Annotated in this window: 12 protein-coding genes; 9 read left to right on the top strand and 3 right to left on the bottom strand. The window is 33.7% G+C overall.

From position 1 onward, the window contains the following. Positions 1-9: 9 nt before the first annotated feature. From AC4FQ3_RS18380 to AC4FQ3_RS18365, 4 genes are all read left to right on the top strand, one after another. Positions 10-3,294, top strand: a complete 3,285-nt coding sequence (locus tag AC4FQ3_RS18380; RefSeq protein WP_042565603.1) for an efflux RND transporter permease subunit — start codon at positions 10-12, stop codon at positions 3,292-3,294. After that, positions 3,284-4,369 (top strand): efflux RND transporter periplasmic adaptor subunit, encoded by a 1,086-nt coding sequence (locus AC4FQ3_RS18375; protein ID WP_491182809.1) that lies wholly within the window; start codon positions 3,284-3,286, stop codon positions 4,367-4,369. The genes AC4FQ3_RS18380 and AC4FQ3_RS18375 overlap by 11 nt, the downstream gene beginning before the upstream one ends. Before the next feature lie 550 nt (positions 4,370-4,919). Next, a complete protein-coding gene (locus AC4FQ3_RS18370; protein WP_042565448.1) occupies positions 4,920-5,465 on the top strand; it encodes a hypothetical protein in 546 nt (181 codons plus the stop codon). A gap of 121 nt (positions 5,466-5,586) precedes the next feature. Then, positions 5,587-6,405 carry a hypothetical protein gene (locus tag AC4FQ3_RS18365; protein WP_491182808.1) on the top strand — a complete coding sequence of 273 codons (819 nt, stop codon included), beginning with the start codon at positions 5,587-5,589 and terminating at the stop codon, positions 6,403-6,405. A gap of 197 nt (positions 6,406-6,602) precedes the next feature. Here AC4FQ3_RS18365 and AC4FQ3_RS18360 read toward each other — a convergent pair whose 3' ends face one another. Together AC4FQ3_RS18360 and AC4FQ3_RS18355 are read right to left on the bottom strand one after the other, a co-directional pair. Continuing rightward, positions 6,603-7,334 (bottom strand): hypothetical protein, encoded by a 732-nt coding sequence (locus tag AC4FQ3_RS18360; protein WP_042565447.1) that lies wholly within the window; start codon positions 7,332-7,334, stop codon positions 6,603-6,605. A 289-nt stretch (positions 7,335-7,623) separates the two neighbouring features. Continuing rightward, positions 7,624-8,172 carry a type 1 glutamine amidotransferase domain-containing protein gene (locus AC4FQ3_RS18355; protein WP_042565446.1) on the bottom strand — a complete coding sequence of 183 codons (549 nt, stop codon included), beginning with the start codon at positions 8,170-8,172 and terminating at the stop codon, positions 7,624-7,626. A gap of 821 nt (positions 8,173-8,993) precedes the next feature. Between AC4FQ3_RS18355 and AC4FQ3_RS18350 the strand changes: the two genes are divergently transcribed. From AC4FQ3_RS18350 to AC4FQ3_RS18330, 5 genes are all read left to right on the top strand, one after another. Beyond that, positions 8,994-9,494: an SRPBCC family protein gene (locus AC4FQ3_RS18350; protein ID WP_491182807.1), complete on the top strand. Its 501-nt coding sequence runs from the start codon at positions 8,994-8,996 to the stop codon at positions 9,492-9,494. Positions 9,495-9,685: 191 nt separating this feature from the next. Further along, positions 9,686-10,480, top strand: a complete 795-nt coding sequence (locus AC4FQ3_RS18345; RefSeq protein WP_491182806.1) for a helix-turn-helix domain-containing protein — start codon at positions 9,686-9,688, stop codon at positions 10,478-10,480. An 86-nt stretch (positions 10,481-10,566) separates the two neighbouring features. Continuing rightward, on the top strand, positions 10,567-10,989 hold the full coding sequence (locus AC4FQ3_RS18340; protein ID WP_491182805.1) for a DoxX family membrane protein: 423 nt from the start codon (positions 10,567-10,569) through the stop codon (positions 10,987-10,989). 20 nt (positions 10,990-11,009) lie between these two features. Beyond that, on the top strand, positions 11,010-11,354 hold the full coding sequence (locus AC4FQ3_RS18335; protein ID WP_491182804.1) for a dimethylsulfonioproprionate lyase family protein: 345 nt from the start codon (positions 11,010-11,012) through the stop codon (positions 11,352-11,354). Positions 11,355-11,500: 146 nt separating this feature from the next. After that, the gene (locus AC4FQ3_RS18330; RefSeq protein WP_491182803.1) at positions 11,501-12,082 is read left to right on the top strand and encodes a hypothetical protein; all 582 of its coding nucleotides are present in this window, start codon (positions 11,501-11,503) and stop codon (positions 12,080-12,082) included. A gap of 185 nt (positions 12,083-12,267) precedes the next feature. Here AC4FQ3_RS18330 and AC4FQ3_RS18325 read toward each other — a convergent pair whose 3' ends face one another. Beyond that, a complete protein-coding gene (locus tag AC4FQ3_RS18325) occupies positions 12,268-13,686 on the bottom strand; it encodes a gluconokinase (RefSeq protein WP_491182802.1) in 1,419 nt (472 codons plus the stop codon).

The following is a 13,686-nucleotide window of genomic DNA, read 5'->3' as shown; positions in this document are numbered from 1 at the left end:
TAGAGCCTAATGAATTTAATACGTTTCGCACTCCGCAAACCCATCTCCATCTTAGTATTGGTTGCGGGTCTATTTTTCTTCGGAATTGGTGCCATACAGGACATTAAGGTAGATATCCTGCCAAAAATGAACTTGCCGGTAATCTATATTGCGCATCCGTTTGGAGGTTATACGCCAGACCAGATGGAAGCTTATTTTGCTAAAACTTACGTCAACATTTTACCCTTTGCAAATGGTGTAAAATCGGTTGAAACCAAAAATATTCAGGGGTTAATGATCATGAAATTAACCTATTATGAAAACACAAATATGGCGCAGGCTGCAGCCGAATTAAGTTCACTTTCGAACAGGATTCAGGCGGCATTTCCACCGGGAACCCAGCCTCCGTTTATCATTCGTTTTGATGCTTCTTCTTTGCCAATTGGTCAATTGGTTTTGAGCAGTAAAATCAGATCCAATAATGAATTGCAGGATTTGGCCAACGTTTATGTTCGTGCTTCGTTTACTTCGATTCCGGGTTTACTTTCTCCGGCACCTTTCGGCGGAAGCCCAAGAACTATTGAGGTTAACGTAGATCCTGATTTGTTGCGTTCGCATAATATGACGCCGGATCAAATTGTAGAAGCGATTCGTATCAACAACCAAACGGCTCCTTCAGGAAATGTTAGGATGGGCGATATCAACTACATTACGCCAACAAATAATACGATTAAAGAAGTTAAAGATTTTGAAAATATTCCGTTGTTTAAAGGAAGCGTTCAAAACTTAAAATTAGGTGATGTTGCAACCGTAAAAGACGGTGCCGATATTACGGCAGGTTATGCTTTGGTAAACGGAAAACGTTCGGTTTACATTAGTATTGCAAAAGCCGGAGACGCTTCGACCTGGGATGTGGTTCAGAAATTGAAAGCAGAATTGCCTAAAATTCAAAGTACACTTCCTGAAGATGTTCAATTATCATACGAATTTGACCAGTCGGTTTATGTAATCAACTCGGTTAAAAGTTTAATTACCGAGGGAATTATCGGTGCGGTCTTAACCGGATTAATGGTTTTATTATTCTTAGGAGACAGACGTGCAGCTTTAATTGTAATTTTGACGATTCCAATTTCGATTATTTCAGGAGTTTTATTCCTTAAATTATTCGGACAAACGATCAACTTAATGTCTTTAAGCGGATTGGCACTTGCAATTGGTATTTTGGTGGATGAAAGTACCGTAACAATCGAAAATATTCACCAGCATCTCGATATGGGTAAACCCAAGGCGCTCGCCATTTGGGATGCCTGTCAGGAAATTGCATTGCCAAAATTATTGATCCTTCTTTGTATTTTGGCGGTATTTGCGCCGGCATTTACCATGGTTGGTATTCCCGGAGCGTTGTTCCTGCCGTTGGCTTTAGCAATTGGATTCTCAATGGTTATTTCGTTTTTACTTTCTCAGACTTTTGTTCCTGTTATGGCAAACTGGTTAATGAAAGGTCATGCAAAACACGAACATGGACCTGAAATTACAGATGATGAAGCAGAATTTAATGATTGCGGTCTAACTCCGGAGTCTGAAAAAGATCTGATTACTCAGAAAAAAGCTTACGTTGAAAGAGACGATACTGATAGTAACGGAAAAATTGGCGCTTTTGAGCGATTCAGAATTCGTTTTATGAGAACTTTAGATCGATTGTTCCCTCATAAAAAAGCAACAAGTATAATTTATCTGGTTAGCGCCACACTTCTTGCGGTAACTTTTATCACTTTTATTGGAAAAGATGTTTTCCCAAAAGTAAACTCAAGTCAGTTTCAGTTAAGAATGCGTGCCCCCGACGGAACCCGTTTGGAACGTACGGAAGAAAAAGCAATTATTGTTTTGAAAGAATTACAAAAAATGGTGGGCAAAGAACATATCGGAATTTCATCTGTATATGTGGGGCAACACCCGTCGCTGTTCTCAATTAACCCAATTTATTTGTTCATGGCAGGTTCGCATGAAGCTGTTTTCCAGGTGAGTTTAAAAGAATATCACGTGGATATGGATGACTTTAAAGACGATTTTAGAGCACGAATTAAAAAAGTACTTCCGGATGTGAAGCTTTCTTTTGAACCAATCGAATTGACGGATAAAGTTTTGAGCCAGGGATCTCCTACTCCAATTGAAGTTCGTATTGCCGGAAAAGATAAAAAACGAAATGAGTTATACGCCAATCAGATTGTAGAGAAACTGAAAAAAATCTCTTATTTCAGAGACGTACAAATTGGTCAGCCAATTCATTATCCTGCAATGAATATTGATATTGACAGAACTCGTGCAGCCGAACTAGGCGTTGACATGAACGACATATCACGATCATTAGTGGCTTCGACCTCATCATCAAGATACACAGAGAAAAATACCTGGGTCGACGAAAGAGCCGGATTATCATACAATGTTCAGGTGCAAGTGCCTTTGAACAAAATGAAAAGTAAAACAGATATTGGAGAAATTCCGGTATTAAAAAATTCGCTTCGTCCGGTTTTAAGTGACGTTGCCAAAATTACACCTGCTTATGTAAGCGGTGAAAATGACAATTTAGGGGCTATGCCATACATTACCGTTACAGCCAACATTAGCCAGACCGATTTAGGTACGGCAGTAAAAGATGTGGATGCAACAATTAGTTCATTAGGAGAATTGCCGCGTGGTTTGTTCATAACTCCAATTGGATTAAGTAAAGTATTGAGCGAAACATTAAGCAGTTTACAGGTTGGATTATTGGTTGCCATTTTTGTAATCTTCTTAATGTTAGCCGCTAATTTTCAATCGTTCAAGGTTTCATTGGTTATTTTAACCACAGTTCCGGCGGTAGTTTTAGGAGCTTTATTAATGCTAACGATTACGGGTTCAACGTTAAACTTACAATCGTATATGGGAATCATCATGTCGGTTGGGGTTTCGATTGCCAATGCCGTTTTACTGGTCACCAATGCTGAACAATTGCGCAAGAAAAATGGAAATGCCTTAGAATCTGCGCGAGAAGCTGCTGCGTTGCGTCTTCGTCCGATTATCATGACTTCGGTTGCGATGATTGCTGGAATGTTGCCAATGGCAATTGGTCATGGCGAAGGAGGCGATCAGGTTTCACCTTTGGGTAGAGCCGTAATTGGCGGGTTATTATTTTCGACTTTTGCCGTATTACTAATCCTGCCACTTATCTTTGCATGGGCACAAGAAAAAACAACAACACAATCTGTTTCTTTAGATCCTGAAGACGAAGAAAGCATCCATTATATCTCATCATTAAAACCTAAAAATGAAAAATAAAATACAATTTAGCGCGCTGTTTTTTGCAGCACTATTTTTCCTTAACAGTTGTAATTCTAAAAAAGAAGAAACTGTTACGGCAGAAATCGAACCTAAAACAGAAACATTTCTTTTAGAGAAAGAAAAACTAACGACCGAATTGCGTTTACCAGCCGAATTAACGGGTTTTCAACAAGTTGATTTATATGCAAAAGTAAGCAGTTTCGTAAAATTGCTAAAAGTAGATATTGGTACCAAAGTAAAAAAAGGACAGCTTTTAATTGTTTTGGAAGCGCCGGAAATCAGCTCTCAATTGGCTGCAGCCGAATCAAGACTGAAATCGATGGAAGCCATTTACACCACAAGCAAAAGTACCTACAACCGTTTGTATGAAACCAGCAAAGTGGAAGGAACGATTTCTAAAAATGATTTAGAAATGGCAAGTGGAAAGAAAAACTCTGATTACGCACAATATCAGGCGGCAATTGCGGCTCATAAAGAAGTTTCGATTATGAGAGGTTATCTTGAAATTCGTGCTCCGTTTGATGGTGTTGTAGCAGCAAGAAACGTGAATTTAGGAACGTTTGTTGGTCCAGCCGGAAAAGGTTCAGATTTGCCTTTATTGACGATTCAGCAGCAGGATAAATTGCGTTTGGCGGTTTCAGTTCCGGAACTTTACACAGGATATTTACACGCTGGTGACGAAATGACTTTTAATGTAAAATCATTGCCTGAAAATTTTAAAGCTAAAATTACAAGAATGTCCGGAGCTTTAGATTTAAAACTACGTTCTGAGCGTGTTGAAATGGATGTTATCAATACCAAAAAAGATCTTTTACCGGGAATGGTGGCCGAAGTTTTGTTACCGCTTAACGCAAAAGACAGCACATTTGTAATTCCAAAATCGGCTTTGGTGAGTTCTTCTGAAGGTTTGTATGTAATCAAAGTTCTGAACCACAAAGCAACAAGAGTTGAAGTGAAAAAAGGAAGAGAAATCGACGATAAAATTGAAATATTTGGTGATTTGGACCGTAAAGATAAACTGGTAAAAATTGCCAGCGAAGAAACTAAGGAAGGCGATATTATAAACGAATAACCTGCGTTTAGCTTTCTTAGTAGTTTACCAAAAACTGTACGCAATTATTTAATGCGGCATTTTAAATCAGAAATGGTTTAATATGCAAATCTATTTGCCTTGAGGGCAGCACTTTTATAGAGTGCTGCCCTTTTTTTTGTTTTGTTGTTTCGCAGAGATTCGCAAAGGTAGCGCGGAGATTCGCTGAAGTTTTTTATTTTATACTTTTGAGTTAAGTGCGGAAAGTATTCTCATTTTTGTTCATTTCGAGGAACGAGAAATCACAATACAAGCTCGTCAAATATTGAAAATTAGCATTTTACATTTTCAGGAGCTATTTCCCGCTGTTCCTTCCAATCTTTTGTGGTGAACCCCACCACAAAAGGATTTTCCCTCCCATCGGGGCTAGGGGTTTTGTTTTCATAACAAATAATCAGGTATAAGTACTTGGTTGTTTATATTGGTAAATGGATACTTTTGATAAAATAATATTTAGCAAATTATGGATTTCCGTAATATGACTGATTACTAATTGATAATCTTTGTTCTAAATAATTAAAAACAAATAAACATGAAAAAGTTATTATCAACAATTCTAATACTTGGGACGTTTCTAGCTTATTCTCAAAAAGAAAACATTGAATCATCAACTCGAATATTAATTGATAAAACACAATTTACAAGAATTAATAAAGACTGGAATACAACCGCTGAATTTAAATCAGGAATAGGTGAATCTGTAAATTTCTTTCCCATAGAAGTAATTGATTTAAAATCAGGTTTAAAAACTAATGCTTTGCAATTAGACATGTATATAAAGAATCCAGACATTCGTAAAACGGCTTGGGTTGGAATTGATGAGATTGAAGAATTTATAAATTTTGTAGAAGATAACGTAATTCCAAATTTAGACTTAAAGTTCAAAGGCAAATCTTCCGAATTTATTTTTAAAGCAAAAGAAATGACTTTGTCATATTTTATTTATGAAAAAGATCGTAGAATTAGCATCAAACTAAATAGTTATGATGACGATAAAATTTTAAACTATACTTTCTGGACAGAAACACAAGTTGACAAAATTCCAAAATTGCTTACCGTTCTTAAGAAAATCAAATAATTTTTAGAATTCCTTGATTGAAAAGCAAAATATTGTTCCTTATTTTAGGATTGAATATGTGAACTTTTTTCAGGACAAGACAGGATATATAAAGCATTTAAAAATTGTAAATCACGATGAAATGAAAAATGAGATTAGAATTGTTGATACTTCAATTGAAGATCAAATTAAAAAGGAATTAAAAACTCAACCTGGAAGTGAAAGAGATAGGATCTTCTCAAAATTTTTTGGCGCAGCACTTGGAGGAATTCCTTGGGTGGGTGGATTTTTGACGGCACTAACAGATTTACATTTTGATGACCAACCTAAAAATAATTTACTTTATGAAAAATGGCTTGAAGAACATAGAACTAAAATGAAACTTCTTGGTGAAACTTTATACGAAGTGGTGAAAAAACTAAACGAATTTTCTGAAGAAATAAATGAGAGACTTGAAAGCGAAGAATACTTACAAATCGTACGAAAATCTTTTAGAACTTGGGACAATGCAGATACTTTTGAAAAGCGAGAATTAATACGTAAATTAATCACTAATGCGGGAGGACAAAAAATTGTTGCCGATGATTTAATTAGACTTTTTCTAGACTGGTTAAATCTGTACCACGAAATTCATTTTTCAGTAATAAAAGTGATTTATCAAAATCAGAATGCCACTAGAAACGAAATTTGGCAAGAACTAAACGGAGCATATGTTAGAGAAGATTCTATGGAAGCCGATTTATTTAAAATGTTGATTAGAGATTTAAGCATGGGTGGTGTAATTCGACAGTATAGAGCAACTGATTACAATGGGAATTTTGTAAAGCAACAAAGAAAAAAAACTTATTCAACAGGAACTTTAAAATCAGCTTTCGATGATAATGAAAAATATGTTCTTACTGATTTAGGTCATAACTTTGTTCATTATACAATGAATGAATTAAATACAAAAATTGGATAAAATAAAACTTTCTGATTTCCCTGCTTGCTGGCATGAGCATCTCACTACTGAAATCAAAAGATGCCAAGTAACTAAATGAAAAATAAAAATCTAGTACAAAGTTTATTGAAAAGATGTTTACAATGCTAAAATTAGCATTGTAGATTGTGTTCACAAACAAGATGTTCGAATTAGAGAAGACTTTCTGGTTTTATTTCCTATTTAGTGCTAAGATTAGATAATATAAAAACTTCAGTTTTTATATCTTTACATTCACTCTTAGGAAATACAAGAGCCTTGTCAATTCTATTATCAAAAAGAAAAAAATAATTGGAAGTATTGCCAATCAAGTAATAATTTTTACTTGATGTATCGTACAATTTATCATTATATGAAAAAGAAAAAAAATCCATATTGTCCTCACTTACCTTAAATTCTAACGTTTTTGCTTTTTCCACATGGTTCAAAACATGCACATAAGTCATCAAGGGTAAAAAAATTGAAAGCGCTATAAATATTAGAGTAACAAAACTTATGATACTCAAGTAATTTCTTTTTCCATAATCCTTAACTATAAAATAAATAAAAAATAAGACAAAGAGAAATGAAACAAATTTCTTAAAGAGAAAGAAATAAATAAAGCCGAGAATAAATACTGCGAAATATATTGCAACTTTTATTATAACTGCATTATGATTATTTACGATCCTCGACAATAACAATGATAGAAACATGTAAATTAAAGGGACAATTGAAAAAATAATTACGTAGTTAAATAATGAAACAAACGTATCTTGCAATGTGGAATAAGATAAAATGTTAACACCAAAGCAAGCATACCACACATAGTCTCGTAATATCGAAAATATAAATAACCCTCCTAAAATCCATGATTTATTTTTATCGAAATATTTAAAACCATTTCTAAAAACAACTAATTCTCTATACATTAATAAACGTTTAAGTTAAGCAATATACAAAATAGATGTTAAAGTTCTGGTGTCAGCAAAGTAAACAAGTATTTTACCTAGTTTCCTATTCGCTTGGGGGCTCTTGAACATAAAGTTGGTAACAATCTAAATAAATGTAATTAAATCCTTAACCACATGAATTGGATAATAGAAAAACTCCAATAACTATTTAATTATGAGTAATTAAACTAGTATTTTTTTTTTTTTTAAATGCAAGACCAAAATCGATCTTGCATTTTTTGTAACATGATAAATAATAAAAATCTATTTACACGGTCTGACGCTCATGTTTTCCTTCTTTAATTTCTTCCACCATTTTTTTATTAAAAGCGGGCAAATCATTCGGGTTTCGGCTGGTTACTAATCCGTTGTCTACGACTACTTCTGAATCTTCCCATTGTGCTCCGGCATTTATCAAATCGTTTTTAACAGAGAAGAACGAAGTTACTTTTCGACCTTCTAAAACATCTGCATCTACCAGAATTTGAGGACCATGACAAATAGCCGCTACTGGTTTTTTACTTTCAAAAAAAGAACGTACAAAATTTACTGCAGCTTCTTCTCTTCTCAATAAATCAGGGTTTATAACTCCTCCCGGAAGAACCAAAGCATCATAATCGGCTTCATTTGCCTGATCTAAAACTACATCTACATTATATTCTTTGCTCCAATTTCCGTCTTTCCAGGCTTTGATTGTCCCTGATTTCAAACTGATGATATCTGCATTCCAACCCTGCTCTTCCAGATAGGCTTTAGGCGATGATAATTCTGATTCTTCAAAACCGTTTGTTGCTAATATGGCTATATTCTTTTTCATAATTTTAAATATTTAATCGTTATAAATTTTGATTTAGTTAAAATTAATAATTTCAGACAGCCAGCGAAAACTGAGCATGTTAAACCTTTCTTTAATAAAAGTTAATTAATTGAATTTCAGATTTTTATTAAAAATTAAATTGAAATTATATAAAATTCATGTCAATTTAGTTTACTATTTTATAGGATCAAGCTAAGAAAATAATTGTATAAATTAGTGAATAAGAAAATAAAAAGACATTTCAGGAAAACAAGAAATACCAATTATTTTTGGCAGATTTCTGCTTTTGTTCCATTTGTGACTTCAGCCATTATTTTTGGTTATAATTTATATTCCAGATATAAGATATCTAATTAAAAATTAGGTTCCATAAGCCTTCTCCCGAAGCCTCGGGACGCTCAGGGTGACAATAGAATTTATCAAAAACAAAACTTTGCGCCTTAGTAACTTTGCGCGATTACTTTTCAAGCTTTTAAACAAAAAAAACTTTGTGAATCTCTGTGCTCGCCTTCGCGTAATTTTGCGAAACAAAACCAGTAGTAATTCATAGTAATATCCTCAACACCAACCACCCTAAATTATTTCTAATAAAAATAATCACTAAAAAATTTGCGAAACCAAATAGTTGCACATATATTTGCAACCGATTAGTTTCTTAATTATTTAAAAATAAAAATTATGACACTTATTAAGTCCCAGAAGCGCAAAGTTTTCTAATTTAGATTTTCTTGCAAGATTTTATTTGCAAATTTGCGCAAATATTATAAAAATACTTTTTAACCAACTTGACGACATATTATTAACTATAAAAAAACGAAAAAATGAAAAGCGATTTATTATTTGATTTTACCGTAGACAAACCATCAAAAACAGTAGTTATAACAAGAGAATTTAATGCCGAATTACCTTTGGTTTGGGATGCTTTTACAAAAGCAGAAATTTTGGATCAATGGGTTGCACCAAAACCATTTTCGGCGAAAACAAAACACATGAATTTTGAAGTTGGCGGAAGAAGATTCTACGCGATGGTAAGTCCTGAAGGACAAGAACGCTGGTCGGTTCAGGAATATACTTCGATTACGCCGAAAACGAATTTTAAAATGTACAATACCTTTGCAGACGAAAATGAAAACCGTCAATTACCGGGTTCTGATTGGGATTATGTTTTTAGTGAACAAGACGGAATTACAACAGTTAATATTACCATTTTCAACGAATCTTTGGAACGCATGGAGAAAATGATTGAAATGGGCTTTGTACAAGGCTTTAAAATGACTATTGATAACTTGGAAATGGTGTTGGAGAATTTATCGCAACGATAATAATATTATAAAGTTTTTTTCACGCAGATTTTTAAAAGATTGAAGCAGATATACGCAGATTATAATTTACTAAAAATAAATCTGCTTAAATCTGCCTGATCTGCGTGAAAAAATCTTTACTCCTCGCCTTTGAGAGATTATTTTTAAACTCCTGAAATAAGTCTTATTTTTGATTAAGAATTGTTTTCAATATGATTTCTATAAAAACATTTAATCAGGCTGCAGATTTACAAAATCCGAGACGTGTCTTGAAATACGTTCTTGTTTTTTGCACTTTGGGTTCTACAACTATTTCTGTAGATGAAAATGAATTTATATTAACCCAAAATTCTGTTATTACGATAACTTCCGGACAAATTCATTACTTCAAAGATATTCAAAACGCAACCGGATATGTTTTAGAATTTACCTATAATTTTTTCTGTAAAGATGATACTGATATGGAATTGATTTTCCACAACGGATTATTTTGTCATTTTGCCATGAATGAAATGATTAAGGTCGATAACAGCGAAATCATTATCAAGCAATTAGAAGAAATAAGCAAAGAATTAACCGAGACGCCTTATCAATATCTCATTTCTATTCACAGCCGAATCGAATTAATATTGATTGAAATTAATCGTACCAAAATCAATCGTGGCGATGAAATTTACAAACCCAATGCATTGTTTCTGCATTTTCTGGAAACTGTTTTAAAGAACTTCGAAAAGAATCTTTCTGTTAATGAAATCGCTGCTCTCATTGGTACAACCGAAGCCAAACTAAACGAACTTTCCAAATTACACACCAACAAAACGGCTCAAAATGTAGTCTTCGGATTGATTATTTCTGAAGCAAAACGTTTGTTTAATTATGAGAAATTATCGGTAAAAGAAGTCGCCTATGCTTTGGGATTTAATGATCCGTTTTATTTTTCAAACTTCTTCAAGAAACATACTAATATCTCTCCAAAATCGTATAAAGAAAAAGTTCCGCATTTATAATTACATGCTTTTTCTAAGATTCTCTATTCTTTCGCGTTAGCACTTATTACATCTTTGTACCTGTAATAATTGCTAATCAAAAACACATGAAAAGATATCAGGATTTTGCAGTCTTGCTTTTGCGACTCGCATTATCAGCGGGATTTATTTCTGCCGTTTCGAGTCGGTTAGGTTTATGGGGAAATTATTCCTCTGGCTGGGAAAGTTTTTTGGCTTACGGCGAAAAAGTAAACTCCTTTGCTCCAAAAAGTTGTATTCCCTCAGTTGCTATTACTGCGACCATTGCCGAAACACTTTTGGGAATACTTTTACTAATCGGTTTTAAAACCAGATTGTCCGCAATTGCCACTTCCCTTTTGACTTTATTGTTTGCCTTTGCCATGACGTATTCTTTTGGAATAAAAGATCCGTTAGATTATTCAGTATTTGTGTTTTCTATGGCGGCTTTTCTTTTATCAACAGTAGAGCAATATAAGTGGAGTTTAGATGAAATGATTTCGAAAAAGTAACAAATTAAAATTCAATAAAAATGGAAAAACAAATCACAAAAACCAGTGAAATAAATTGGAAACCTTTAATCGAAGAAGGTGTAAAAACAGACGGAATCTCTGTAAAAACTTTGTGTTACGACGACATTGCCAAAAGACCTACAGCCTTTTTATCTAAATTTGAACCGGGAGCTTCATACCCAAATCACAGTCATCCTGCGGGAGAAGAAATCTTTGTTCTCGAAGGCGAAGTGCGCTCCGGAAAAGATGAACTTAAAAAAGGCGATTATTTGTACATGCCACCAGGAAGCACACATTCTGTATTTTCTAAAACCGGATGTATATTGTTGTTTAAAGTGCCGGAGGAAGTTCTTATTTTGAAGTAATTATCGATCGATTAGAATTTTTAAAGCCTTTGAAAATGTTTTATTTTTTAAAGGCTTTTATATTCCAATTTACTTTCCTGATAAAAAATAATTTCTAATTTTATCAACTATAAAAAGTCCTAAGTTTTTATCATCTAAAATATTTTATGCGAGAAAATATACTATTAATTCTTCAAATAATAACTGTTGATTTTTTTACAGCATTTGGTTTATATACTTTCCTGTTTTTAATTGTTTCCATTTTTTCGAAAAAACCAATAATAAAAAAAATAGATGAAGAGGCTAATGGTTTTATCTCTTTCGCCGGAGTAATTTATTTTACAGTCTGGATAATCGGAATTTTTGTTTTTTATGCAGAGGGCAATACCGAAGAACAAACCAGCATGCTAAACAGAATGTTTGGAAAATATTGGTTTGGATATTGGACACAACCTATTTTATGGGTTTCGCTCACACAATTATTACGAATTAAAACTATTCGCAAAAATGTATTATTGAGAATAATATTTAGTCTTTTACTTATCTTTTCAATTGAAAAATATGTAATAATGATGGTTACTTTTCATCGCGATTATTTACCGAGTTCATGGACAATGTACAATGATTTAGATATTTATCCATCAAACTTTTTTCTGATGCTTTTAGCGAAAATATTGATGTTCTTATTATTTGTAGGGATATATTATTTGATAAAAAGCAGAATAAAAATAGTAATAGGAAGGAAATAAATTATTTCACAGAGACGCACAAAAAATCACAGAGATTCTCTAAGATTCTTTATCACTTAACTTCCGTAAAGTTTTATTTCACGCAGATTTTAAAAGATTTAGGCAGATGTAAACATAATTTACTAAAAATAAATCTGCTTAAATCTGCCTAATCTGCGTGAAATAAAAAAAATCTTTATAACATCTCATAAATCTTTTAATAATGGATATACTTTTTTAAACTTCTTAAAAGCATTTTCATAAACATCTTTATGATCTGTATTGGGATAAAAAATCTTTCCGGTTTTGTTTTCGGTTACGATATTAATACCAATAGATTTCATTCCAATTAGTACAGCGCCCCAGGCAGAACCTTCAATGGTTTGAGAAGTTTCTACCGTCATTTGAAAAATATCGGCCACCATTTGAAGCCAGAGTTCACTTTTTCCAAATCCGCCGCTGGCCATGACTTTGGTCTGTTTTCTTCTTTCAGTATCGGGAATTAAAATTTCGGTTATCTGAAACAATCCAAACAAAATACCTTCTAAGGTCGCTCTAACCAAATGCGCCTGCGTATGGGTAATTTGCATTCCTAGAATCGATCCTTGTGCAGCAGCATCCCAAATTGGCGCTCTTTCTCCCAATAAATAAGGTACAAAAAGCAATCCATCTGATCCGGCAGGAATTTTTTCTGCTTCTGCAAAAAGAACTTCAAAAGACTGATCTGTTTTTAGCAAAGTTTCCCTAAGCCATTGCAAAATAATAGCGCCGTTATTTACCGCGCCCAGAGTGAGATATTGATCGTCCATCAAATGATAACATTGCGTTCGCATTTGTTCGTCGAGATAGGGTTTGTCAATTGGCAAACGCACGGCTCCGCTTGTACCAATGGTTAAGGCAATACAACCTTTGTTCATTGCTCCTGTTCCTAAATTTGCCAAAGCGCCGTCGCCTCCTCCAATTATATATAAAAAATCGTCTGAAATTCCTTTGCATTGATGCGTTACTTCGCAGACCTTGGATAATTGCTCGGGTTTAAGGCTTAAAAAATCTAAAATTTCGGCATCCCATTTTAAAGTATGAATGTTCAATAATCCCGTACCGGATGCCATTGAAGTATCTGTATAATATTCATTCGTAAGATGATGCCATACATATTCTTTAATGCTAATGAATTTATAGGTTTTAGAAAAAATATCGGAATCAAATTCCTTAAACCATGCAATTTTAGTCATGGGTGAAAAAGGATGAATCGGGATTCCGGTTTTTTGATAAAAATGTTTTCCTTTTTCAGAATTTTTAAGTTTTTCTGCAATTGTGTGAGCTCTGTTATCAGCCCATAAAATAGCCTCCGTTAAGGGTTTTCCGGTTTCATCAATAGCGATAATACTTTGCATCGCCGAGCTAAAACTGATAAATTCCGGCTGAATTCCATTTGTAATTTCGGTAATGCAATCTTTAACCGTTTGCAAAATTTGTTCGGGATTTTGAACACTCCAATCCGGTTTTGGATGATACATTGGATAAGCCTTTGAAACCTCTTTGATGACATTTCCCTGCTTGTCAAAACAAATGGCTTTTGTAGCTGTGGTTCCAACATCGATTCCTATATAAAATGATTCCAT

The organism is Flavobacterium sp. AK-345, assembly GCF_058310175.1.
The sequence above is the reverse complement of the archived record's forward strand: the minus strand, read 5'-3'. Positions and strand labels throughout refer to the sequence as shown.